The sequence below is a fragment of the Sulfitobacter noctilucae genome, from assembly GCF_000622365.1.
GTDB lineage: Bacteria > Pseudomonadota > Alphaproteobacteria > Rhodobacterales > Rhodobacteraceae > Sulfitobacter > Sulfitobacter noctilucae.
Genome location: NZ_JASC01000014.1, coordinates 1,157,195 through 1,180,773 on the forward strand (window position 1 = coordinate 1,157,195; position 23,579 = coordinate 1,180,773).

Annotated in this window: 20 protein-coding genes and 2 tRNA genes; 1 reads left to right on the forward strand and 21 read right to left on the reverse strand. The window is 57.5% G+C overall.

The features are described 5' to 3' along the window. Nucleotides 1–5 precede the first annotated feature (5 nt). The 9 genes from proB to Z945_RS0115785 form a co-directional block, all read right to left on the reverse strand. Nucleotides 6–1,112, reverse strand: a complete 1,107-nt coding sequence (proB, locus tag Z945_RS0115745) for a glutamate 5-kinase (RefSeq protein WP_025053063.1) — start codon at nucleotides 1,110–1,112, stop codon at nucleotides 6–8. Further along, complete coding sequence (obgE, locus tag Z945_RS0115750; protein WP_025053064.1) at nucleotides 1,100–2,134, reverse strand: GTPase ObgE; 1,035 nt, start codon at nucleotides 2,132–2,134, stop codon at nucleotides 1,100–1,102. Before obgE ends, proB begins: the two co-directional genes overlap by 13 nt. 23 nt (nucleotides 2,135–2,157) lie before the next feature. Further along, nucleotides 2,158–2,694 carry a GNAT family N-acetyltransferase gene (locus tag Z945_RS0115755; RefSeq protein WP_025053065.1) on the reverse strand — a complete coding sequence of 179 codons (537 nt, stop codon included), beginning with the start codon at nucleotides 2,692–2,694 and terminating at the stop codon, nucleotides 2,158–2,160. A 2-nt stretch (nucleotides 2,695–2,696) separates the two neighbouring features. Beyond that, complete coding sequence (locus Z945_RS0115760; protein ID WP_025053066.1) at nucleotides 2,697–3,299, reverse strand: LysE family translocator; 603 nt, start codon at nucleotides 3,297–3,299, stop codon at nucleotides 2,697–2,699. Continuing rightward, on the reverse strand, nucleotides 3,296–3,856 hold the full coding sequence (locus Z945_RS0115765) for a GNAT family N-acetyltransferase (protein ID WP_025053067.1): 561 nt from the start codon (nucleotides 3,854–3,856) through the stop codon (nucleotides 3,296–3,298). Before Z945_RS0115765 ends, Z945_RS0115760 begins: the two co-directional genes overlap by 4 nt. Nucleotides 3,857–3,954: 98 nt before the next feature. After that, complete coding sequence (gene rpmA, locus Z945_RS0115770; protein WP_025053068.1) at nucleotides 3,955–4,224, reverse strand: 50S ribosomal protein L27; 270 nt, start codon at nucleotides 4,222–4,224, stop codon at nucleotides 3,955–3,957. An 11-nt stretch (nucleotides 4,225–4,235) separates the two neighbouring features. After that, nucleotides 4,236–4,979: a 50S ribosomal protein L21 gene (locus Z945_RS0115775; RefSeq protein ID WP_025053069.1), complete on the reverse strand. Its 744-nt coding sequence runs from the start codon at nucleotides 4,977–4,979 to the stop codon at nucleotides 4,236–4,238. Between the two features lie 205 nt (nucleotides 4,980–5,184). Beyond that, nucleotides 5,185–6,000, reverse strand: coding sequence for a DUF2059 domain-containing protein (locus tag Z945_RS0115780; protein WP_025053070.1), 816 nt, complete (start codon nucleotides 5,998–6,000; stop codon nucleotides 5,185–5,187). After that, on the reverse strand, nucleotides 6,000–6,848 hold the full coding sequence (locus Z945_RS0115785; RefSeq protein ID WP_025053071.1) for a DUF2059 domain-containing protein: 849 nt from the start codon (nucleotides 6,846–6,848) through the stop codon (nucleotides 6,000–6,002). The genes Z945_RS0115780 and Z945_RS0115785 overlap by 1 nt, the downstream gene beginning before the upstream one ends. A 160-nt stretch (nucleotides 6,849–7,008) precedes the next feature. Between Z945_RS0115785 and Z945_RS0115790 the strand changes: the two genes are divergently transcribed. Continuing rightward, nucleotides 7,009–7,098, forward strand: a tRNA-Ser gene (locus Z945_RS0115790). 107 nt (nucleotides 7,099–7,205) lie between these two features. On the opposite strand, the gene Z945_RS0115795 is transcribed toward Z945_RS0115790, so the two are convergent. From Z945_RS0115795 to Z945_RS0115850, 12 genes are all read right to left on the reverse strand, one after another. After that, nucleotides 7,206–8,318, reverse strand: a complete 1,113-nt coding sequence (locus Z945_RS0115795; protein ID WP_025053072.1) for a M24 family metallopeptidase — start codon at nucleotides 8,316–8,318, stop codon at nucleotides 7,206–7,208. Nucleotides 8,319–8,343: 25 nt separating this feature from the next. Then, entirely contained in the window at nucleotides 8,344–8,946 is a 603-nt protein-coding gene (locus tag Z945_RS0115800) for a helix-turn-helix domain-containing protein (protein WP_025053073.1), read from the reverse strand. A gap of 3 nt (nucleotides 8,947–8,949) precedes the next feature. Beyond that, nucleotides 8,950–10,641, reverse strand: coding sequence for a dipeptide ABC transporter ATP-binding protein (locus Z945_RS0115805; protein WP_025053074.1), 1,692 nt, complete (start codon nucleotides 10,639–10,641; stop codon nucleotides 8,950–8,952). Beyond that, on the reverse strand, nucleotides 10,638–11,588 hold the full coding sequence (locus tag Z945_RS0115810; protein WP_025053075.1) for an ABC transporter permease: 951 nt from the start codon (nucleotides 11,586–11,588) through the stop codon (nucleotides 10,638–10,640). Before Z945_RS0115810 ends, Z945_RS0115805 begins: the two co-directional genes overlap by 4 nt. Continuing rightward, nucleotides 11,585–12,556, reverse strand: coding sequence for an ABC transporter permease (locus Z945_RS0115815; protein ID WP_025053076.1), 972 nt, complete (start codon nucleotides 12,554–12,556; stop codon nucleotides 11,585–11,587). Before Z945_RS0115815 ends, Z945_RS0115810 begins: the two co-directional genes overlap by 4 nt. A gap of 145 nt (nucleotides 12,557–12,701) precedes the next feature. Beyond that, nucleotides 12,702–14,282, reverse strand: coding sequence for an ABC transporter substrate-binding protein (locus tag Z945_RS0115820; protein WP_025053077.1), 1,581 nt, complete (start codon nucleotides 14,280–14,282; stop codon nucleotides 12,702–12,704). Between the two features lie 560 nt (nucleotides 14,283–14,842). Next, nucleotides 14,843–17,617: a methyl-accepting chemotaxis protein gene (locus Z945_RS20140; protein ID WP_025053078.1), complete on the reverse strand. Its 2,775-nt coding sequence runs from the start codon at nucleotides 17,615–17,617 to the stop codon at nucleotides 14,843–14,845. Between the two features lie 82 nt (nucleotides 17,618–17,699). After that, nucleotides 17,700–18,854, reverse strand: a complete 1,155-nt coding sequence (locus Z945_RS0115830) for an ABC transporter substrate-binding protein (RefSeq protein ID WP_025053079.1) — start codon at nucleotides 18,852–18,854, stop codon at nucleotides 17,700–17,702. 422 nt (nucleotides 18,855–19,276) lie between these two features. Continuing rightward, nucleotides 19,277–19,366, reverse strand: a tRNA-Ser gene (locus tag Z945_RS0115835). A gap of 70 nt (nucleotides 19,367–19,436) precedes the next feature. Beyond that, nucleotides 19,437–20,156: an alanyl-tRNA editing protein gene (locus tag Z945_RS0115840; RefSeq protein WP_025053080.1), complete on the reverse strand. Its 720-nt coding sequence runs from the start codon at nucleotides 20,154–20,156 to the stop codon at nucleotides 19,437–19,439. Continuing rightward, the gene (locus tag Z945_RS0115845) at nucleotides 20,153–22,522 is read right to left on the reverse strand and encodes a DUF3772 domain-containing protein (protein WP_025053081.1); all 2,370 of its coding nucleotides are present in this window, start codon (nucleotides 22,520–22,522) and stop codon (nucleotides 20,153–20,155) included. The genes Z945_RS0115840 and Z945_RS0115845 overlap by 4 nt, the downstream gene beginning before the upstream one ends. Then, nucleotides 22,522–23,556, reverse strand: a complete 1,035-nt coding sequence (locus Z945_RS0115850; protein WP_025053082.1) for a cysteine synthase A — start codon at nucleotides 23,554–23,556, stop codon at nucleotides 22,522–22,524. Before Z945_RS0115850 ends, Z945_RS0115845 begins: the two co-directional genes overlap by 1 nt. Between the last annotated feature and the right edge of the window lie 23 nt (nucleotides 23,557–23,579).

Below are 23,579 nucleotides of genomic sequence, written 5' to 3' on the forward strand. Positions count from 1 at the left end.
GAATGCTATAGCGCCATATCATCGCGGTGGATCAACGCAGCGCGCCCCGGATACCCCAACAGCGCTTCGATCTCGGCGCTTTGATGGCCCTGAATTTGCACCGCTTCAGCGGAGGAGTACCGTGTCAAGCCTGCGCCAATGATGTGCCCTGCGGGATCCATCAGCGCGATGCTGTCGCCCCGGTCAAACGGGCCAGCCACGGCGCGGACACCCGCAGGCAGCAAGGATTTACCCGTTTGAAGGGCCGCGACAGCACCCGCATCCAAGGTAACAGAGCCACGCGGTTTCATTGCCGCGATCCAGCGTTTGCGCGCGGCCTGCGGATCACTTTGTGCGGTAAACCAGGTTGCTGGCGCGCCTTCTTCGAGCGCCTTTAAGGGACGAAGCACGGAGCCTTCAGTGATCGTCATACGGCAGCCGGCTGATGTCGCGGTTTTGGCGGCCATCAGTTTGGTTTTCATGCCACCTTTGCTCAACCCCGACCCGGCGTCGCCGGCCATCGCCTCGATCTCGGGCGTGATGATGTCGATCACGTCAAACCGTTGAGCATTCGGGTCTTCAACCGGATTGGCCGAATAGAACCCGTCCACATCTGAAAGTAACACCAGCTGGTCCGCGCCCACAGTCACCGCGATCTGCGCAGCCAAGCGGTCGTTGTCGCCAAAGCGGATTTCATCTGTGGCAACTGTGTCGTTCTCGTTCACAATCGGTACAACGTTAAGTCCCAGCAACTGCTCTAACGTCGCACGGCTGTTGAGGTAACGCTTGCGGTCTGCGGAATCCTCTAAAGTAACAAGCACTTGCGCAGTGATGATGCCAAGCGGTTCGAGCACTTCTTCATATGCACGGGCCAACCGGATCTGGCCTACCGCCGCCGCAGCCTGCGATTGCTCCAATGGTAGCGGCGTCGCGGGCAGGCCCAAGACACCACGCCCGAGCGCGATTGACCCGGAGGAGACGAGCACCACGTCGCATCCTCCGTTCTTGAGCCACTGAACATCCCTAGCCAGCGCCCGCAACCAATCGGCCCGCAGTGCGCCTGTCGCGCGGTCCACCAATAAGGCGGAACCAATTTTGACAACGATCCTGCGGGCGTCGCTTAGGGTTGCCACGCCGTTGCCTCCTCGGCAGGTTTTTGGCGCAGACGATCGTCGTCGATCTCGCCACGCAGGGTGCGCAGCACTTCGGTCACCCCTTCGCGGGCGACACCGGACATCATCATCACCGGCCCACCCGAAGCTTTTTCCAATTCTTTTCTTTTCTCTACGCGCTCTTCTTCATCCAAAGCATCAACTTTATTCAAGACTGTCACACGCGGCTTTTCCGCCAGATCACCGCCGTAGGCTTCAAGCTCGGCGATGATAGTTTGATAGTCCTCGGCGACTGTCTCTGAGGTGCCATCGACCAGATGCAGAAGCACCGCACACCGCTCTACATGACCCAGGAACAGATCGCCCAAGCCGCGCCCTTCGGAGGCCCCTTCGATCAGGCCGGGAATGTCAGCCACCACAAATTCAGTATTGTCTACGCCGACCACCCCCAGATTGGGGTGCAATGTTGTGAACGGATAATCCGCGATCTTGGGTCGCGCATTTGAGGTTGCCGCAAGAAAGGTTGATTTGCCCGCATTGGGCAGCCCCAACAGGCCTACATCGGCGATAAGCTTTAGACGCAACCACAGCGTCCGTTCCACCCCGTCCTGACCGGGATTGGACCGGCGCGGTGCCTGGTTTGTCGCAGATTTGAAGTGCAGGTTGCCCCAGCCGCCGTTGCCGCCGCGTGCAAGCTCGACCCGTTGACCGACTTCGGTGATATCTACAATCACCGTCTCCTGATCTTCATCGAGGATTTCGGTCCCCACAGGCACGCGCAGTACGATGTCTTCACCGTCCTTGCCCGTGCGTTGTTTGCCCATACCGGGCTGGCCGTTCTTGGCGAAAAAGTGCTGCTGATAGCGGAAATCAATCAGCGTGTTCAGCCCGTCGACAGCCTCCGCCCAGACAGAGCCACCGCCGCCGCCATCGCCGCCATCCGGGCCGCCGTATTCGATATATTTCTCGCGCCGGAACGAGATACAGCCGCCGCCGCCCGCGCCGGAGCGGATGTAGACTTTGCACAGATCGAGAAATTTCATCCAAGTTGCCTTTCGGAGGTCGCCTAGAGTTTTCGGCTATAGGTCCAAGTGGGTACGGCAGCATCGCGCGCCAGACAATAGGTTTCCGCATCACCCAGATAGACAAAGCCCGCGTTGGTCATCACCTTGGCCGATGCCGGATTATCCTGAAAGACGGTCGCGAACATCGCTTGATTGTTCAACGGGTTGGCTGCCACCAGCGCTAAGACCGCGTCAGAGGCCAGATGCGTGTTCCAAAAAGCCGGTGCCACCCAGAACCCCACCTCGGACTGGTTGCGGTCCAGCCGGGAGAGGGTGATCAGGCCCATCACTTCGTCGCTGCCCGTTTTGCTGCCATCCATAGCCCAGCATTCCATGTCGCGCGGATCGGACGTGGCGCGGCCGATGAAAGCTTCGATCACACCGGGGGGCAATGGATGCGGGATCGACGTGGTGTTCTTGGCCACACGCGCATCGCTTGCATAAAGCTCGATCAGCCCTTGGTCAGAGCGACGCAGCGGGCGCAGGTCAAAGCGTTCCGTCTCTATAACGGGGTGATTTACAATGGTTTCCATTTGCATCGTCATGTTCCTCCTCCGAACAATACGAACAGGACAGAGGCGACGGTAAGGCCCGCCAATGTCCACATCAGATAGGGTTCCGCACGCGTCCCTGCAACGGTCTTGGCAATTCGGTCGCCCGCAAGCGTCCAGATCGGGTGCAGTATGATTTGGCAGGTCAGAAGCACAGCAGCGATGGTGGCAGTCGCGGTCAGTGTGCTGACGTCGGGTCCGACAAAGGCGGTAAAACCGCCCACGATCATCGCCCAGGCTTTGGGGTTCAGCGGATGCACGATCAGGCCTGCCGCAAAACCGGGTGCTTTTTCGGCCCCGCCACCCTGCCCCAGCCGCAGATTTGCGACCTTCCATGCCAGCCAAATGATATAAGCCGCCGAAACGTATTTGAGCGCCTGAAACAACAGCGGCACGCTTTCAGCCAGTTGCATCAGGCCAAAGCCGATGGGCCAGATGATCAGCTGCTTTCCCAGCGCCACACCTGCCACAAAGGGCAGCGCCGCACGGAAACCAAACCGCGCGCCGGTGGCCATCAGCGCCATATTGGCCGGTCCGGGCGTGCCGATCTGACTGGCCGCAAAAACGGCGAGAGGGACAAGGGCGATGCTCATGCCGCGCGTGCCTTTGCATAATCCGCCGCCAGCAATCCCATGATCACGTCATCGTGCCACTTTTCTCCCACGCGGGCGGCTTCGCGTTCCCGCCCTTCTATGACAAAACCCACCTTTTCATAGGCGGCAATGGCCCGTGCGTTATAATCGACCACCCGCAGCGTCAGCCGGTGCAACGCAAGCGGCCCGAAGGCGTGGGCAACAATCAGATGGATCGCCCGCGTACCGATGCCTTTGCCCAGCAGCTTGGGGTTCAGAATGCCAACGGCCAAGCTGGCGCGGCGATCGTGATGGTCAATGGAATGCAGGCGCAGCGCCCCAGCAAGGCGTTTGCGGTAGTCAATAACCCAAGCCAAAGGCTCAACCTCTTGCGCGTGGACCCAAGCTGTCGCCTGCACCTTTGTAATGGGCTGCACCGTTGTCGGGTCAGCCCCGAACATATGATGGATTTCGGGGGTGTTACCGAGCTTGAACCGTGCTGTCGCATCCTCGGCACGCGGCGCACGCAGAGATACCGGACCATCCTTCAGGGTGGGGCGTGCGGTATTCGTCTGCATTGGATCGCTCCTTGTCAGGAAGGGCGCGGCGGAGGAAACGAGAAAGGGACCGGCGTTTCCACCGATCCCTTCAAATTTTCAAATTCTGTGGGTACGGCTTATTCTGCGGCCTCGGCCGCCGGCAGGACAGAAATGAACGTGCGGTTTTTCAGACCTTTGTGAAAGGTCACGGAACCATCGACAGTTGCAAAGATCGTGTGATCCTTGCCCATGCCAACGCCATCTGCTGGCCAGAACTTCGTGCCGCGCTGGCGGACGATGATGTTGCCGGGAATGACAGCTTCGCCGCCATATTTCTTAACACCAAGACGACGACCAGCTGAGTCGCGTCCGTTACGGGATGAGCCGCCTGCTTTTTTATGTGCCATTTGGTCTCTCCTTAACCTTTAGCCAGATCTTTGGCCTGTGCGATCCAGTCTTCACGACCGACACGACCTTTGAACGACAGTTTATCTTCAATAGCTTCAACGTCTGCGTCTGTCCATGCTGCGATCTGGGCAAATGTTGTAATGCCCTCGGCGTTCAGCTTGCCTACGATAACGGGGCCAACGCCGGATATCTTGGACAGATCATCGCCATCGGACTTGGCTGCTTTCTTTGGCGCGGCCTTTTTTTCGGCCTTTGGTGCCGCTTCTTTCTTCGTCGGCGCTGGATTGGCCGACTTTTCGTTGGCTTCACCCACAACAACCCGCTTGGCCATTTCGGCCTGATCGGTCTTGTTCATGGTGTAACGCTCTTCGATGGCAGCTTTCTGCGCCGCAGGAACCGAACCTGTACCAATGGCTGTTGCCGTCTTGGACTTGCCGACACCCGATGCCATGATCTCGCCGATGCGGACCAGTGTCAGCTTCTGGCGGTGGCCTTTGGTGCGCTTGGAGCTGTGCTTACGACGGCGCTTGACGAAGTTGATGACCTTGTCGCCTTTGATCTGGTCGACCACTTCGGCTTCAACACCGGCATCGTCGATCAAAGGTGCGCCAACCTTGGGGCTGTCGCCGCCAAGCATCAGAACTTCGTTGAACAGAACTTTGTCACCGGCGTTTGCTGCAATGCGTTCAACCCGGAGCATATCGCCCGAGGCTACCTTGTACTGCTTACCGCCAGTCTTGATGACTGCGAACATCGCGTCTTCCTTCATGTATCCGCGTTCTGTGGTCCCCTTCCGGGCGTTCCGGACCGGTGTATCACCGCATCCACCTTCGAACAGCGCGCCCTTGGGGCGTCATTAAAAACAATCCCGGATCAGGTTACCCTGCCGAGATGCGGGCTTATCGGGGGATTGGCCGCCTAAGTCAAGCACCATTCGCGGGGTTTTTCGCCTGCGACCGTCAAAGCTCTTTCGCTGTCATGTTCAGCGCAACGGCCCGTCCCAGAGCATAGGAGATATCCTCATAAGCCTGCCCGAACCCGCGGAACAGTGCGCGGTTCAGCGCCCGACCCGCATCGCTGTCTGAAAATGCCACATAGGCTTCAAGATCATCCAGATCGAGTGGGTGATAGGCCAGCAAGAGATAGCCATAAAGCCATTGCGTTGTGTCTTCTGTAGTCTCGGCAACGTCACCTGCGGCGTCTTTGAGTATTTCGTCTTCGGACATTTTCACGCCGCCGCCATCCACCAGCCCGCGCAGGAATTGATAATTGGAATTCATTGCGCTGGTGACGTTCCGCGCAATCATATCGCCATCCTCGACATAGCGCATGATCAGCGACAATTGCAGATCGCCGGAGTTCTCTATCTCGACAAACCGGGCGCGGGCGGCCTCTTCTACATCAGGATCCTGCATGGCACGGCGAGCGGCATTCTCAAGATCAATGATCTGGCTGCCCTTTTCAGAGCCGTAAAAGGTGATGACCTCTTCCAGCGCCTCACCGCTCAACTCCCGCGCCAATTCCTCGCGGACCCGCTCGACCATCAGACCGGGTGCATAGATACTCTCGACCTGTTGCGCCCAGCCAGCACCACCCTGCCCGTCCAGCATCTCATCGTCCAGGCTTTCGGCTTGTGCCAAACCTTCACTGCTTAAAATATCGGCGGCCTCGGTCAGCTTCAGCACATCGACCAACACAGCCATCCGGGCGTCTGCCCAAGCCCCCGCTGTGGCCAGCAGAAAGACGACCGGCGCGAACAGAAAGGCGCGGCGCATCATAGATCCTGACTGGGCTGCATGTCCGACAACCGGTCTGCAACCTCCTCGAACCGGTTGGCCATAATCTCGTATTGCACAGCGTTCATCAGCTCATAGACTTTCTGCATCTTCGGTTCGGCCAGCGCATCGGCATAGGCGGCAACCTCATCATCGGAAAATGCCTGATAGGTATAGGCAGCGTTTGCCAGCGCATTTGAACGGATCGACGTGCGCAGATCACCCTCCTGCGTGCGCAGCGCCTCTCGCAGATCAGGTTCATCCATCTGCAATTCGATCACGCCTGCCCCGGCAGCGGCCATCAGAAACCTGATCTGGACCTCCTGAATGGCTCTTATCGCGCCGTCTTCCACGTCGCTGGCGGTGTTAAGCCGGTTCAGAATCGCCACCCGGGGAGACCCCAGCCGCACCAGCCCGGCCACAATGGCTTCTCCCATCTCGGATTTCAGCGCATCATCTTCTTTCATGTGCGAGGCGTTCTCTGCCACCACGAGGCGCTTACCAAGATTGGTGGCATAAAAATCCGTGGCATGGGTCAACAGATCGTTGGTCAGCGTTTTGCTCAGGATCTCCAACGCCATGTCATGCATCACATCCGTGTCAAAAACTTCCTTTACCAGCCGAGACCATTCGGAGCCGAAATCATCCGCTTCCATCCCCAACATCTGCGGCGCAGAATCCGCCGATAACCGGATGCTTTCCAAAGCCACGTCAAACCCGGTCACTTCAAGAAATGCCTCAACCTTCTTTGTCTCAGCAGCGGCCGTGGCCGGAGCGCTGTGCAAACCAAATGCAAGAAGACAGGCAAGGCTGAGCGCAAGCCAGGATGAGCGGAGCATAGCATGCATAATCTGTTCCTTCTGTTGGCCTTGATATAGGGTCTGAGCCTAGGCCTTACGAGGCAGATGACAATGACTTTCCTCAATTTGAGCGTTTTAGCGCAGGTTCAAACGCATCTGCCCTTGCCCCCCACACCGTCCCCCGCTATTTGGCCTCACGATCCTTCGCGGAGAGGTGCCGGAGTGGTCGAACGGGGCGGTCTCGAAAACCGTTGAGCCTTCACGGGTTCCCAGGGTTCGAATCCCTGTCTCTCCGCCATGAACCCTTTTGATAGGGATGGCATCGAAAGCCCTGTCTTCAGTGTTCATGAGACCGCGAGAACAGGCAGCCGCTGCAAGTGCGAGCACATTACAAGCAAGAAACGCCTATCGAGGAGCGATTTGCGCCACGCGACGCGACAAACCTGACAGGATCTCTGGCCCGTCAGACCCAAGATGCACGATGTCTTCTAGCCTGATCCCAAAACCGTCGGTTAGATATACCCCCGGCTCTATCGAAAAGACGTTGCCAGCCGCCAAGGGCTGATCGTTGCTCGCCATCATATAGGGCGGTTCATGCACATCGACGCCAAGGCCGTGCCCGGTCCGGTGAAGGAACGCGGCACCATAGCCTGCGGCCTTTATTACATCCCGCGCGGCCGTGTCGATTGCACTGCAGGCAGCACCGGGTTTGGCCGCAGACAGTGCCGCCTGAACGGCCTCTTCAACAACCCCAGCGACTTTCGTGAACTCCGGGTCCGGCGTATCGCCGTACCACGCGCAACGGGTCATATCGGAAGGATATCCGTTCAACCGGCATCCGGCGTCGATCAGCACTGCCATCTCGGGTGCTAACACATCCCCGCCGGTGTGGTGATGCGGGAAGGCACTGTTTGACCCGAACCCCACGATACAAAAGGCAGGCTCTGCTCCGTGCGCGCGGTAGTGGTCGACGATAATGGTTTTGACATCATTTTCAGACATGCCGGTGCGCAGCGATGCAAAGGCCAGCTCAAAGGCGGCGTCATTCAGGCGCGCGCAGTCGCGCAGCAGCTTGTGCTCGTCGGCGTCTTTTGCGGCGCGCAGTTGGCCCACTGTATCTTCGGTAAACCGGTGCTTTGGCGCGTCGAGTTGTTCCAGCAGCAAAAACGCAAAATCAGCCCGCATCGTTTCATCCAGTACGACGCTGATGCCGAGGCGTTTGACATCAAGTTTGTCCAGCAAAGCGGTTAGCGCATCAAGCGGGCCTTCGGTATCGCTCCACTCATAAAACGGGACGCTGTTGCACTGAGCGCGGGCAGCGTCAGCATTCAGCTTGGGCATTAGAACCCCCGCCTGATCAGCCGTCACAAGGGCCATCACCGGGCGTTCATCGCCATGCGGGTTCAGGCCTAACAACCACTGCATATGGCTGCTTGGTCCAACGGCGACCAGATCGGTGCCTGTGTCGGCCATGCGCTGGCGCAACCGCGCCAATCGGTTCTCAGTTGTATTAGTCATATGACCCTCCAATGCCTCATAGTCCCTAGCCGTCTTGGCCAGGCAGCCAGTTTTTCGACGGCCTCTGCAACACCACCAATGTGCCCGTCCACATCATGCGGGCCGGGGTGTCGCCAAGTGTTTTCCATGCGTGCGGGGTCATCCCGTTGTAATGCAGGCTATCGCCTTCGCGCAGGGTAAAGACCTCTCCGTCCAGTGTTTTCTCGATAGAACCGCTGAGGATATAGATAAACTCCTCGCCCTCGTGCTGGAACGTCTCGGACACAAAACCGGGTGGACAGTTCATGATGTAGGCCGACAGTTCATGGCCGGGAAATTCGGAGCTGAGCGCCTCGTAGGTCACACCGGACTCCGAGATCGAAAACTTGGGCCGTTCATGCGCATAGGATACCGCATCTCCCGGTTTCGGGCGGGCCACAAAGTAGTCCAGCCCCAAATCCAGAGCATGCGAAATCTGCGCGAGCGTGCCGAGTGACGGCGTCGCATTGCCCCGCTCAACCTGCGACAGATACCCCACGGACATGCCTGCTTTGTCGCATAATTCCTTAAGCGTCCACTTGCGCTGCTGCCGGCACTTGCGGATCAGTTGCCCCAGCTTGGCCGGTTCGATGGTGCCCCCTCCGATCATCGCCTACCCCGACAACTGCGCCAGCCGTGGCATCAGCTCGAGCAGCTTCTTGGTGTAGTCCTGCCGCGGGTCGGCAAAGAGCGTTTCGGTCTCTTGGACCTCGATCAATTGCCCCTGCTTCATCACGCCCACGCGGTCACACATCTGGCGTACAACCGGCAGATCGTGGCTGATGAAAAGCATGGTCAGACCCAGATGTTCTTGCAGGTCTTTGAGTATATTCAGAATTTGCGCCTGGATGGATACATCCAACGCGCTGGTGGGTTCATCACATATCAAGAACCGCGGCTGCGTGGCCAAGGCCCGCGCGATGGAGATTCTTTGGCGTTGCCCGCCCGAGAACTCATGCGGATATTTCGCGGCAGCCGCACGCGTCAGACCAACGCGATCAAGCAACTCCTGCACCCGTCCACTGATCTGGTCAACAGGCAGCAACTTGTGGTGCCTTAGCGGTTCGGCAACGATGCTTTCGACCTTCATCCGCGGATTGAGGCTTGAGAAAGGATCTTGGAAGATCATCTGGATCTGGCGGCGATAGCCGGCGATCTGGGCGGGTGTCATTGCAGTCACCTCTTCGCCATCAAACCGGATACGGCCCCCGTCCACATCCAGCAGCGTGCCGATCATCCGCGCCACGGTTGACTTGCCAGAACCGCTTTCGCCGACAAGGCCAAACACCTCACCGTCCTTGATATCAAAAGTGACCTCGTCTACGGCCGTGAAATAGGTCCGCCACGACGGAAGGATCGCCGATTTCTCGAGAAATTTCTTCGTGATCCCTTCAACCTCCAGCAACTTGCCGGATTTCGACGGTTCCGTTTTGGCCCAGTTCCGCGCGAGGTCCTCGATCTTGAATGTTGTCTCACGACCCCCATAGCTCACCTGCGGGAAGCGATGCAGCTTGACCTGCGGACGCGGCACCGCAGCAATAAGAGACTTGGTATATTCATGCTTTGGCGCGCTGAGAACCTGATCGGTGGACCCGTTTTCCACGACCTGCCCATTGTACATGACCGTGACCTGTTCGGTTGTATCCGCAATCACGCCCATGTCGTGGGTGACAAGGATCACACCGACCTGGGTCTCGCGGGCCAACTCTTTGATCAGATCAAGCACTTGGGCCTGAATAGATACATCCAGCGCGGTTGTGGGTTCATCGGCCACAATAACAGATGGCTCTGAACAAAGTGCAAGCGCGATCACCACACGCTGACGCATGCCGCCGGAAAACTGGTGGGGGTATTGGTCAAAGCGGGTCTTTGGGTCAGGGATTGACACACGATCAAGAAGGGCCAAAGCTCGCTCTTTGGCCTCTTTGCCGGAAACCTTGAGGTGCAACTGGATCGTCTCGACCAGTTGTTCGCCGATGGTGAACAGGGGGTTCAGCGAGGTCAGCGGATCCTGAAAGATCATCCCGATCTCACCGCCCCGAATGGCACGTTGTTCCTCGACACCCAGATTGTCGATACGGCGCCCCTTGAGCCAGATTTCACCCGAGGCAATACGCGCGGGATCATCCAGCAAGCCGATCACGGCGTTGCCTGTCATCGACTTGCCCGCCCCGCTTTCGCCCACCACGCCACGGATTTCACCGGGGCGGATGTCATAGGTCACATTCTGCACAGGCTTGAAGAGACCGTGCCGGGTGGGAATTTCGACGGTTAGGTCACGGATGGAGAGGACAGGTTCAGTCATTTCAACCTCGGGTTCAAAGCGTCGCGCAGCCAGTCGCCCAACATGTTTACGCTGAGTGCTAGCGCAAGCAACGTGCAGGCCGGGAAGAATAGGATCCACCATTCGCCCGAGAACAAGAAGCCCTGCCCGACGCGGATCAATGTGCCCAACGATGGCTGCGTAGCCGGTGCTCCAACGCCAAGAAAGCTCAGCGTCGCCTCTGCAATAATGGCAAGTGCCAGCGAGATCGTGGCGATCACAAGAACAGGAGACAGGATGTTCGGCAGGATGTGCCGCAACATAATCGCGTAAGGCCGCCGACCGATCAGCCGCGCCGCCGAGACGTAGTCTTTGCCTTTCTCGACCAGTGTGGCACCGCGCACGACGCGGGCAAATTGCACCCAATCGGACAAACCAATCGCAAGGATTAAAACCCAGATTGCCATTTGGTCGCGGTTCTCGACCGGGGTGATCCCTTTGGCGATCCCGAAGATCAACATCGCCACCAAAATCGACGGAAAGGTCAACTGAACGTCAGCAGCCCGCATGATAAAGCTGTCGGCCCAGCCGCCGAAATAGCCCGCCAGCAGGCCTAGAAAGATGCCCAGCACAACGGCAAACAACACCGCTGCAAAGCCGACAAACAGCGAGATCCGCATGCCGTACAGGATGGTGGAAAACACATCGCGGCCCTGGTCGTCCGTCCCCAACAGGAACGTATCACCGGTGAAGGCATTGGGTGCCATCGGCGGCGTAAAGCCGTTCATCAAATTCAAGGACGACGGATCAAACGGGTTTGTCGGTGCGATCAGCGGCGCAAAGACCGCGGACAGGATCAGGATGGCGGCAACCACCGCAGACACAATCGCGACCGGCGACCGTTTGAAGGCATAGAACAAATCACTGTCCAGCGCACGCCGCATGCGTGACGGGACAACCTCGGGTGCGACAATCGGGCGATCAGTCATTTTGCGGACACCCTGAGACGAGGATCAATGAAGGCATATAGGATATCCACCAGAAGGTTGATGACGACGAACATCACTGAAATCATCATCAGATACGCGGCCATCACCGGGATATCGACGAACTGGATTGCATTGATGAACAATAGGCCCAGACCGGGCCACTGAAACACGGTTTCGGTAATGATCGCGAAGGCGATGATCGCACCAAGCTGAAGGCCGATCACTGTAATCACGGGCACCATCGTATTTTTCAGCGCGTGGCGAAAGTTGATGACCCGTTCGCTCAGGCCACGGGCGCGGGCAAAGCGGATGTAATCCTGGCGCAGCACCTCAAGCATCTCGGACCGGACCAGCCGCATGATCAGCGTCATCTGATAAAGACCCAGCGTGATCGACGGCAGGATCAAGGCTTTTAGGCCGGTTTCAGTCAGGAAACCTGTGCTCCACCAGCCCACGCGCACCACCTCGCCACGTCCAAAACTGGGGAGCCACCCAAGCTCGACCGAGAACAGGTAGATCAAAAGAATCCCGATCAGAAACGTCGGCAGCGACACCCCGATAAGGGAGGAGGACATAATGAAGTTCGCCACAAACCCGTCGCGGCGGATCGCGGTGAAAACACCCAGCGCAATCCCTACAACGATAGCGAAAACAGCTGACAACGCGGCAAGTTCTAAAGTGGCAGGCGCGCGTTCCTTGATGATTTCAGACACTTCCCGGCCTTGCCGGTAGCTGACACCAAAGTTGCCTTGCACGGCTTCACCCAGGAATTTTACATATTGCACGGGGATCGGTTGATCGAGCCCAAGCTGCGCGCGCAGGCGTTCAACATCTTCCATCGTGCGTTCCTGACCCAACATGTTGTCAATCGGATCGCCCACAAAGGTGAACATCGAAAACGCAATAGCCCCGGTGATGATCAACACCAAAAGGGACTGAAACACGCGTTTGAGAATGAAAGGCAACATCGCAAAGGCCTTGTTTTGCCAACAAAACCCCTGCCGGGCCGCTGGACAAGTTGGGAGAGGATGAGAAACGGAACCCGGGGCAACGCGCCCCGCAGTCCCGCCGAAAAAGCGCGCCCGCATCATGCAAGCGCGCCATCTTGCGGTGTTACTTCATGGTGAAGTATTTCACACGCGGCTGATCCTCTGGATCGACCTCGATGCCAACGTTGTCGGCCATACCCCAGTTCAGCACCTGATGGTGGATCGGGATATAAAGCTGCTCGTCCTGCACCGTGCGCCAGATGCTGGCAATATCCGCATTGCGGGCCTCCAGATCTGTGTTGGATGCGAGCGACTTGATTTTGGCGTCCATCTCGTCGTTGTCGTAGCCGGTGCCATTCCATGTACCAATGTCGCTTTCACGACCATGCACGAGGAAGTTGAACACATACTCGGAGTCGTAGGTCGGAACGCCCCAACCCAGCATATAGAAATCCGTCGCACCATCGGTGATCTTCGGGAAGTGCTGCGCCTTTGGGATCGCATCAAGGTTCACGGTCACACCGATCTGACCCAACATCCCAACAGCCGCCTGACAGATGGCTTCATCGTTGATATAGCGATCATTCGGACAATCCAGCCGGATCGAAAACCCGTCTTCATAGCCCGCATCAGCCATCAGCGCCTTGGCACCTTCAACATCAGTGACGCTTTCGCCATCCATCTCGGCGGTCCAGCCGTTGACGAACGGAGGGGCAATCATACCTGCGGGCTGCGACTGCCCCCGCATCACGACCTTCTGGATCGCATCGCGGTTGATCGCCATGGACATCGCCTTGCGCACGCGGACGTCAGCCAGTGGGTTCGCGCCCTCAACGTTATCCGCCTCGATGTCATCAGCACCCTGGTTCATACCGAAAAAGATTACGCGGTTCTGTGGGGCCTGCTTTACGACAAGGCCATCAGCTTCACTGACACGGGCCAGATCCTGAACCGGCATATCCTGCAGAAAGTCGACTTCGCCAGACAGCAACGCCGCCACACGGGTCGCCGCGTTCTGAATTGGCGTATAGACGATTTCGCTGACTTCCATCGGGAATTCGTTGCGGCCCCAATAGTCTTCGTTGCGGGCCATAACCGTTTTCACGTCCGGCTCGCGGCTTACAAGCGTGTAAGCACCGGTACCGTTCACGTTTGTCGTGGCAAAGGTAATCTCGCCGCCTTCAAAATCCTGAACATTGACGGTGTTGTTCGCCTCTGTCCAATCTTTGTCCATCATGAACAGGTTTGTCAGATTGGAAGGCAGGATCGGGTTCGGGCCGTCCGTTTCGATCTCGACCACGTAATCGCTGACAGCGCGGACTTCAGTGATCGAGCCGATCAGTTCTTTCATGTCGGAATTGGGCTGCTTTGCACGCTCAAAGCTGAAGACAACGTCTTCTGCAGTGAAGTCGGCGCCGTCATGGAATTTTACACCTTCGCGCAGGTTGAACACCCAGACATTCGGGTTGTCAGCGCTCGGGGCCCAATCGGTGGCAAGTGTGGGTACAAAATTGCCGTCCGTGTCACGGATGATCAGCGGTTCATACATCTGGTGACGCATGGTGTGGCTGGGGCCTTCGTTCTGGGAATGCGGATCCAGCGTCAGCGCGTCGCCGGCACGGGCCCAGCGAAGCGTCTCTGCATTGACCATTGCCGACGTTGATAGCAGCGCCGCAACGGTGAAAAGGACTGTTGATGTTTTCATGGTAACCTCTCTGTTCGGGTAGGATTTATGCAGACCGTATTTTTGTTTTTGAGACCGCCTGCATATTCAGCGAAATGACATACAGTGCATCGTCGTGCATCTTTGTATGTCAGGTGTCTGTATCGTCTATTATTTCAGATCTCTGTCGCATGGTCGTGGACGGTAGGAAAAAAACTTAGAACATACAATAATTATTTTTGTACTGCGTTCGATGACCGAGCATAGCTTGGCCGAATAGCATGCGCGGAGCCTGCCAGAGGTTTACTAATGTGACAAGCATGTTGGCGGGGCGGATTAATAGGAAACTAGCCGGCTACGGAAGCGCTGGCCTAGTGGATTACTAAAGGCCGCCCGGTTCCCCGGCAGCAATTAATGGACACTTTGCTATTTACCCAAATGAAGTTGCTGGTGGGGACCCCTGAGAAAATCACACCGCTGCCGCCTAACCATCGCTTTCAAGACTACAGCTAAATGTGCTCACTCAGTACCAAACTCGTGGCTACCATTCAGAAGGCGACGATGATGATCGCAGCACTTTGGCGCACAGATCGGGCCAAAGGTCAGGAGGCCCGATCAAACTTGGCTTCGGAATAGTCGTCAGCAAATGACGGGCTATTCTGAAACCTGAATGTTGCAACGATTTCGGACAAGGCCTGCGCCTCGTTTGAAAGCGCGGTGTTCGCTGCGGTGGTTTCTTCAAACATGGCGGCATTTTGCTGTGTAGACCTGTCAATCTCTTGGATCGCGGCGTTCACATCATTCAATTTGTGCGACTGGTCTTTGGCCGAAACCGCGATGTTCTCCATAATCTGAGATATACCTCCGACACCGCTGTCGATAACCGTCATCGCCTCATTCGCTTGTTGCGTCAGCGCCGCGCCCTCAACGGCAATCTTTACGCTTTCCCCGATGACCCCGCTAATTTCTGCAGCGGATTCAGCGCAGCGCTGTGCCAGTATACGGACCTCGGATGCCACAACCGAGAAACCTTGCCCTGCTTCACCTGCGCGGGCCGCTTCGACGCCCGCGTTGAGCGCCAGAAGATTGGTCTGGAACGCGATCCCCTCGATAACCGATACGATGGAGGAGATTTTAGACGATGACTCCTGCACTTGCTTCATGGCTTTGTTGGCATTCTCCATCACCAGCTTGTTGTTCCTGGACGCTTTGGTCAGCTCACTTACAGTGTCGTTGGCCGATGTTGCACCGCTCGCTGTTTCGGCCACTGTCGATGTGAGGTCTCCGACGGTCCTAACCGTATCCGCAAGAGTGGCGGCGTTCGCTTCGGTCCGTTTTGCAAGATCCATCGAGGACCCGGAGATCTCGGCGCTGCTGCCTTCGATATTTGTCACGCTTGAGCTTAGGTTTGACACCACTTCCGACAATGTTGCGATTGCCGTGTTGAAGTCATGCCGAAGCGCTTCGTAGGCGGCAGGGAATTCCCGCTCGATTGAATAGGTCAAATCACCCGCGGACAGCCGCGCCAGACCCTCGGCCAAAGTTGAAACGATAAGGTCCTGCTCCCTCATCCTGTCTTGCCGTTCAGCTTCGGCAAGGCGCTCTTGCTCTTCTTCCTTGGCCGCAAGTTTGGCAACTGCTTCGCGCTCGGTCTCTTCGCGTTTGCGCTTTTCAGTTGCAATCCTCTCCTGTTCTTCCTGCTTGGCTTGTTCTGCTGCCTGCGCGGCCTCGAAAGCTTCGCGCTCTCGCTGTTTTTCTTCTTCCTGAAGTTTGATCGTTTCGAGGGCGCGTGCGCGGAAGACAAACAAGGCCCCTGCCAAACGACCAAGTTCGCCTGAATTGACTGACAGTCCATCAATTTCAGACAGATCCCCCCCCGCGAGGCGTTCGGTGACAGCAGTCACTCGGTTCAAAGGCCGGTTGACCAAGAACCACATCAGAAACGGTGTAAAAACAAGGAGAACCACCGCTGCAATCGCGATCTGCGATATCTGGTTGCCCGCGGTCTGCACCCCCGAGCTAAGCGCAATAGCCGAATCTTCAATCTGCCCTAGCGCGTCAGACGAGAGCGTCGCGGCTTCTATGGCGATGGCACCCACAGCTTGGGCTGCCCTCTGCGCCGCGTCATTTCTTGCGGTCTGGGCTGCAAAAGCCGCCGACCTTTTGCTCGCCATACCGGTCTCTGCCGACGAGAACGAAAGCAGTGTTTCAAGCTTTTCTTTCTCGGCTTCCGCAGAACCCTCTGCCAATGACCTGACAGCGTTCGCTTTTGCGGTCAATTCATCCTGGTTCAGGGACAATTCAGTCGCATTCTTGCTCAACGCCGTTCGGAGCAAGAAGGCAAAATAGAACTTAACCGCCGAATCGAGATTTGCCTTGTCGCGCATTCCGGCAACTTCAACGTCCAGCAAGGTGGTAAGCGTTTCGCTGTTGGTCTCTTTGGCTTCGTCGCTGCCGATGATCAGATTGAAATAAACGTCGTCAATCGCAGGCGAAAGCACTTGATCAATGGCGAGGCGCGCAGCCAGAATGTCGGCCGAACTTGTTGACCGAAGCCCCCCGTCAAAGACACTGTCGAAGACACCGATTGTTTCCGTCGCAATTGTATGGACCTGACCGAGTGCGCCTTGGCCCTTGATCTGGTCAATCAGAATTTCCAGACGTTGCAAAGCTGAGGTCGCGAGGTCTGTCTGGATGGACCGCAGGTCGCCTCTCTCGCTTTCGAGAAAGGCTAAGGCGAGCCCCGACAACAAATTGACTTCCGCGCGCAAACTAAGTGCGGATTGGAATTGGTTGAAATCCTCATCCACCAATCTGCTCAGGGTCTGATCAATGGCTTCTATGGCGTCCTCGCCGCGCAGGTTCATATCAAACAACGCCGTATCCGTGGCTTCCTCCAGCAAACCGCTGACTTCACTGGCGTTTGCAAAGGCTTCCTCGATAAAGGCATCAACAGCGTCACCAGCACGCAATTCTTCCTCGCGGGCTTGCAACAGAGCAGAAAGCGCCGCATCGGCTTGCGTGAGTGTTGTCGTTGCCTTTTCACGGCGTGTCTCAGGCAGCCCCGCAAGTGCCGTTTTAAATTCCGATACGACCTCTTCCTTGTCCGCAGCCCGTTCGGCAATCGCCTCATAGCCCTCTGCGACAAGTATATCCGACAGCAATTCGCGGGTGTGTTCGGTCGCCGAAACGACATCCGCACTTGCACGCAGTTTTGGCAGATGTGTGTCAGACAATGTGACCATCTGGGTCTCGATGGATTGGAACATGATCCAACTGACCGCAACAACAGCGGCAATCATAAGCGCCAATGCGCCAAGGACGACCCCCAGTCGCAACATCAAGGAATGTAAGACTTTGGAAAAGAAAAGCGGCATTTAGGGGGTCCTTTGATCTCAATTTGGGAAGAGGTCGGATTGATGGGCGAGGCCGCGCACATGGGCCGCCTCGCCGCTTTAGTCAGCTTGACGGCGTAATCGCCTCAAAGGTTCCATCCGCCCGGATCCGGGTCATGAAAACACTGTCAGACCCTTGATTGTCACTGGCACCATAGGTGACAGAGAATCCACCAAAATCGATAGTCCCCAGATTGCCCAATGCTGCAAGGTAGCTTTCGCGCGTCAGATCCGCACCTGCGGTCTCCAGTGCCTCAATGGCCAAACGTCCGGTCAGATACCCCTCAAGAGATACAAAATCCGGCTCTGCTGACGCATCATGCGCGGTCAGGGCGGCTTGATAGGCCGCGACAACCGGAAGGGATGTGTCCCAGGGCTGCGGAACAACCTGGCTCACAATCACGCCATCGCCTGCTTCCCCAAGTTCAGCGGCAAGAGCTTTGGATCCGACGAAAGAGATTGTCACAAAGGTCGCATCCAGGCGCATCTTTTTGGACAGTTTAATGAATTCGCTCAAAGGCTTATACGCACCGACCATCACAATCGCCTCCGGTTTCGCTTTGCGAATTTCCAGCAGCGCGGATTTCACGGCAATAGTATTGCGCGTATAGGTTCCTTCGGCAGAAAGGGTCATACCGCGTGCCTCAAGCGCCTTTGTGACGCCGGATAATCCGACGCGGCCAAAGCCGTCATCCTGATAAAGGATTGCGATATTGCTGAGCCCTTTCTCATCAACAAGGTAGTCAATCCAAGCTGCGGTTTCGGCGTCATATGTTGCGCGCAGATTGACGACATTCTTCAACGCAGGATCGCGCAGGAACCCGGCCCCCGTGAACGGTCCGATCATCGGAATATTCGATTTTGTAGCAAGGGGTTGGACAGCTTTGGTGGTCGGCGTCCCGACTGACCCGATCAGGCCGATGTGGTTATTGCCGTCGATCACGCTCGAAACCTGCTCGATGGAGCGGCTCGGCTCATAGCCGTCATCAAGACTGTCCAGCTCAATCATGCGCCCATGTACACCACCCGCGCGGTTCGCCTCGGCGAAAGCGGCCAGCATGCCAACGCGCATGCCGCTGCCCAGTGCTGCCGCCGGCCCTTCAAGAGCGGCAACCTGTGCGAAGCGGACAGAGGTGGAATTAACGCCCTGTTCGGCAATTGCTGGAAAGGCCATCAGGCAGCCTGCGGCGAACACGGCAATTCGTTTCATGGAAAACATGGATTTGTCCTTGCTAGGTTTCAACTGGCCAAGGTCTGGATCAGATGGGTTTGCATCCGATTAATGTTTGCCGAAAAACAGGTGCGAAGCTGTAAAATTGGACCTGATTTGCCTCAAATTCGCAATAGGGCGAGGGGAAAGGTGCGACCCGTTTCAGTGTCGCAGCGTTTCAACCTGCCCCGGATCGACGGTCGCTAAGCGCAGGTTTTTAACGGTAGGACGCATCGCCGGCTGCTCAGGATCGTTCCTCGCATTTATGCAATTATAGCAGGTTAAGCGACTTTCACGACCTCGTTAGATTCATATTCCCAGCATGGATTACCAAAGCACCGACCGTCATCGCAGACAGGACGGCGCATCGGCAGCACGTTAAACGAACCACCGCACTAAAAATGACAGCATTCACATCCAAGGGAGAGTAATGGCGGATCGACAGGGATTCGAACCCTGGAGACGGTCTCCCGCCTACACACTTTCCAGGCGTGCGCCTTCGACCACTCGGCCACCGATCCATTGCGCGGGGTTTAGTATGAGCCGCCCCCAAGTTGCAAGAGCGAAAAGCGCGAAAAGATGCATCATCGCTCAGCTGTCCAGATGTAGGTAGACACGGCGGTTCAACCGGCCCTTTTTTTCCATCTTGCCCAGCCGCAGTGCACCGATCTCGCCTGTGCGCGCGACATGGGTGCCGCCGCAGGGTTGCAGGTCGATCCACTCGTCGTCTTCGCCAATGCGGATCAGGCGCACATCACCTGCACCCATGGGCGGCTTCACGGCCATTGTCTTGACCAGATGGGGGTTGGCCTCCAACTCTGCGCCAGTCATCCAGCCTTCGCTGACGCGGGCGTCCATCCCGACAAATTCGTTCAGCGCCGCTTCGATCTCGTCACGATTTTCCGGCGCATCCGGCATGTTGAAATCCAGCCGCCCGTATTGCGCCGCAATCTGGCCGCCGGTCACGGCAAAGGGGATCACCACGGACAAAAGATGCAGCGCCGTATGAACGCGCATATGTTTGTGTCTGCGGTCCCAATCCAGCGTCTGCACCAGATGCGCCCCCACAGGCGGCAGAGCGGCGGCTTCCGAGGGGACCAGCACAACAGCATCCCCGTCCCCCTTTACCGTAGTCGCGATAGGCAGGTGGCGCCCGTCCCAGCCAAGCCATCCGGAATCGCCCGGCTGCCCTCCGCCGGTGGGATAGAAGATGGTCTGGTCCAGCACCACGCCCCCTTCGGGTGTGATCGCCTGCACCACGGCCGGTGCATCGCGTAGATAGCTGTCGTCGCGGAATAGCAGCTTTGTCATGCAGGTTCACCTTTCGGGTCCGTTGCGTCTTCTTGACTTGAGGAGGACTGCTGCAACACTTCGGGATTACGCAACCAGACGTCGCGCTGGGCAAAGGGTATTTCGATCCCCTCCTCGGCGAAACGCGCAGCGACAGCATGGTTTATATCACTTTTGACCGACAGCATCCAATGCACGTCCCGCAGATAGCAACGTATCTCGAATTCCAGGGCGTCCGCCCCGAAATTCATGAACAATATAGTGGGTGCTGGATTCGCCAGTACCATGGGCTGCGCCTGTGCAATTTCGGTCAGAATCTTCTCAACCCGTTTGCTGTCGGTCCCGTAAGCCACGCCAACCGGAATGATGACGCGGCCCGTGGTATTGCCGCGCGTGTAATTGGTGACCGTGCCGCTGACCAGATCGGCGTTGGGCACGATTACATCGGTCTTGTCGAATGTTTCGATCCGGGTAGAGCGGACAGAAATGTCGCGGACATGGCCCATCTGGTCGCCGACCTCGATCCAGTCACCCTCGGATATGGGGCGTTCGATCAACAGGATGATGCCGGAGACAAAGTTGCTGACAATATTCTGCAGACCAAAACCGATGCCCACCGACAGCGCACCGGCTACAATTGCCAGCGAACTCAAGTCGATGCCTGCCCCGGTGATCGCCGCAAGCGCCGCCAGAAAAATCCCGACATAGCCAACGCCGGACACGATGGCATTCTGACCCCCGATGTCGATGCGTGTCTTGGGCAGAACGTTGCTCCGCAGCGCGGTTTTCAACAAGCGCGTGAGGCCGTAGCCGATAGCAAAGATGATGGCAAAGGTCAGAAAATCCGTCGGCGAAATCCGTGTGTCCCCGACAGCAAAGCCGCGCAGGAAGCCGTTCCACATCTCGGTAAGGTCGGTGACCCTTGCGCCCCAGATCAGCGCCAGCAGCGGGGTCGCCGCCGCCAACAGGATCAACCCGAAAAGGATCGGCATCAGCGTATCGCGGGCATGGTCCCCCTGCCCCGTGATCGCCCCATAGACATCTGCTGCAAACCGTTGGAAGGCCATGACCGCCCCCAGCACCGCAAGGCTGATGATATAGGGTGGCAGGAGCGCATCGGCGGCTTGGTAATAGCCCATAACAGCAAGCACGGGTGCCACGATGGCCACGATGATGGCACCGGTGCCCAACCCGTTGACCACCCGCACCAGCGTAGAACTGCGCAAGGGGGTGTCGGTATCAGATTTGGCATCTTCGGCCACATCACTGTAGCTGCGCAGGATTCGTCCCATACGGTAGAGCGCCAGACTGACCAGCACCGTGATCGGGAAAATCAAAACCGGTCGGGAGGACGCGGCCACATCGCCCGTTTCAAGAACCTGCGCAATCAATTCGGCGATGATAATCAATACGGTAATCACGCTGACATGAAATCTGATCTCGTGCCGTTGCGGCGCAGGCAACAGGATCAGGGCTTCATCTTCATCCCGTGAGAAAACGCGCTCGGAAACCCATCGCACAGCCAGTATGATGCCGCCCAAAAAGGCAAAGGACAGCACCATGCTGTCGACACCCGGCCCGAAATAGCCTGTCGAGATGGCAGAGGCTGCCAGAAGCTGCAGGCCGCCGAACGGCAGCGCAATCCGCAGGAGCGAGGCCAGAAACCGCCAGATGCCGAACCCGGTTCCCCCGATGCCCTGCAGGCTGGTGATGACCATGCGTGACCAATACCGCCCCCGAAAGATCAGGGCGAGGCCGAGGATCGCAAGTGTGATCGTGATTGGCGTGGATTCGCGGAGGTAGAGACCGTTCAACTGCGGGCGGTCCCCGGGCGCCTCCGCCCACAAATTGCGAACCGCCTGCGTCAGGTCAATGATTGCCGGCTCCCAGTAGACCGGGTTCAGCGGAATGGGGCTGGTTTGCAAAAGCCGTGCCGTTTGCCGCTCCCGCAGGGTGGAATCGATTTCGGCGACGAGTGCATCGGCCCGCACAAACTCGGCCTGAGCGCGCTGCACGGGATCGAGAAGAGCTGCCAACTGGTCGTTCAGCTCCGCGCGCGTGGCTGCAGCTTCGGCGGCTTCGGGCGCGGCTGAATCATCCGCAGGTTCATCGCCAAGCGCCGCAATCTGCTGGCGCAACGTTGCAATGCGCGTCGCATTCAGATTGCCTGCATCATCAAACTCGGACCGAAATTCGACAACCTGCCGGCGCAGGTCATTCAGCTCGGCATTTGTGGTACTGTCCTCGGCCAAGGCGGCATCGGCACCATCGGCCACACTCTCCCAACGGCTGAAACTTGCGTCCGGCTCCTCTTGCGCCAAAGCAGAAAGCGCCGAGCAAATGAGAAAAACGCCGATGCAAAGAAAGGCGCGCCAGCGGGCCAGCATCAGCTGTCTTCGAAGACTTGGGGCAGTGCCGCACCTTCACGCTCAAGCCAGTCCGGCACCGGCAGGTTCTTTTCACGCAGGAACACCGGATTGAACAGCTTGGATTGATAGCGCGTGCCAAAGTCGCAAAGGATGGTCACGATGGTATGCCCGGGCCCAAGATCCCGCGCCAGCCGCATGGCCCCCGCCACGTTCACACCGGATGACGCACCCAGACACAGGCCTTCATGCTGCAACAAGTCGAAAACAACCGGCAAGGCTTCAAGATCGGAGATGTTATAGCTGAAGTCGGGTTTCAGACCCTCAAGGTTCTTGGTGATGCGGACCTGCCCGATGCCTTCGGCAATCGATCCCCCTTCAGAGGCCAACTCGCCGGTGGTATAATAGCTGTGCAGCGCGGCACCATCCGGGTCAGCCAAGGCAATTTTGACGCCCTTGGGCTGTAGCGCCATCGCGATCCCCGCCAAGGTACCGCCGGAACCAACGGCACAGCAAAAGCCGTCAACCTTACCATCAGTCTGTACCCAAATCTCCGGGCCGGTTGTTTCGATATGGGCCTGCCGGTTCGCCACATTGTCGAACTGATTGGCCCAGATGACACCCTCGTTCGTGCTCCGCGCCAGCTCATTTGCCAAGCGTTCGGAATAGCGGATGAAATTGTTGGGGTTGCGGTAAGGGGCCGCCGGCACCTGTACCAGTTCCGCCCCGGCCAACCGCAGCATGTCTTTCTTCTCGTCCGATTGGGTTTCGGGGATCACAATGACCGTTTTGAACCCCATGGAGGCTCCAACAAGCGCCAGCCCGATGCCGGTATTGCCCGCCGTGCCTTCGACAATCGTGCCACCCGGCTTTAATGTGCCTTTGGCAATCGCATCCTGAATAATGTAAAGCGCCGCGCGGTCCTTGACCGACTGGCCCGGGTTCATGAATTCGGCCTTGCCGTAAATGTCACATCCCGTGGCCTCGGACGGGCCGCGCAGTTTGATAAGGGGGGTTTTGCCAATGGCTTTGGCCAGATCGGATGCGACGTGCATGAGAGCCTCCAGAAAGACGCGTG

Coding starts and splice junctions, on each gene's coding strand:
- obgE (WP_025053064.1), bottom strand. CDS start 2,134: ATGAAATTTCTCGATCTGTGCAAAGTCTACATCCGCTCCGGCGCGGGC.
- Z945_RS0115755 (WP_025053065.1), bottom strand. CDS start 2,694: ATGCAAATGGAAACCATTGTAAATCACCCCGTTATAGAGACGGAACGC.
- Z945_RS0115760 (WP_025053066.1), bottom strand. CDS start 3,299: ATGAGCATCGCCCTTGTCCCTCTCGCCGTTTTTGCGGCCAGTCAGATC.
- Z945_RS0115765 (WP_025053067.1), bottom strand. CDS start 3,856: ATGCAGACGAATACCGCACGCCCCACCCTGAAGGATGGTCCGGTATCT.
- rpmA (WP_025053068.1), bottom strand. CDS start 4,224: ATGGCACATAAAAAAGCAGGCGGCTCATCCCGTAACGGACGCGACTCA.
- Z945_RS0115775 (WP_025053069.1), bottom strand. CDS start 4,979: ATGTTCGCAGTCATCAAGACTGGCGGTAAGCAGTACAAGGTAGCCTCG.
- Z945_RS0115780 (WP_025053070.1), bottom strand. CDS start 6,000: ATGCGCCGCGCCTTTCTGTTCGCGCCGGTCGTCTTTCTGCTGGCCACA.
- Z945_RS0115785 (WP_025053071.1), bottom strand. CDS start 6,848: ATGCATGCTATGCTCCGCTCATCCTGGCTTGCGCTCAGCCTTGCCTGT.
- Z945_RS0115795 (WP_025053072.1), bottom strand. CDS start 8,318: ATGACTAATACAACTGAGAACCGATTGGCGCGGTTGCGCCAGCGCATG.
- Z945_RS0115800 (WP_025053073.1), bottom strand. CDS start 8,946: ATGATCGGAGGGGGCACCATCGAACCGGCCAAGCTGGGGCAACTGATC.
- Z945_RS0115805 (WP_025053074.1), bottom strand. CDS start 10,641: ATGACTGAACCTGTCCTCTCCATCCGTGACCTAACCGTCGAAATTCCC.
- Z945_RS0115810 (WP_025053075.1), bottom strand. CDS start 11,588: ATGACTGATCGCCCGATTGTCGCACCCGAGGTTGTCCCGTCACGCATG.
- Z945_RS0115815 (WP_025053076.1), bottom strand. CDS start 12,556: ATGTTGCCTTTCATTCTCAAACGCGTGTTTCAGTCCCTTTTGGTGTTG.
- Z945_RS0115820 (WP_025053077.1), bottom strand. CDS start 14,282: ATGAAAACATCAACAGTCCTTTTCACCGTTGCGGCGCTGCTATCAACG.
- Z945_RS20140 (WP_025053078.1), bottom strand. CDS start 17,617: ATGCCGCTTTTCTTTTCCAAAGTCTTACATTCCTTGATGTTGCGACTG.
- Z945_RS0115830 (WP_025053079.1), bottom strand. CDS start 18,854: ATGTTTTCCATGAAACGAATTGCCGTGTTCGCCGCAGGCTGCCTGATG.
- Z945_RS0115840 (WP_025053080.1), bottom strand. CDS start 20,156: ATGACAAAGCTGCTATTCCGCGACGACAGCTATCTACGCGATGCACCG.
- Z945_RS0115845 (WP_025053081.1), bottom strand. CDS start 22,522: ATGCTGGCCCGCTGGCGCGCCTTTCTTTGCATCGGCGTTTTTCTCATT.
- Z945_RS0115850 (WP_025053082.1), bottom strand. CDS start 23,556: ATGCACGTCGCATCCGATCTGGCCAAAGCCATTGGCAAAACCCCCCTT.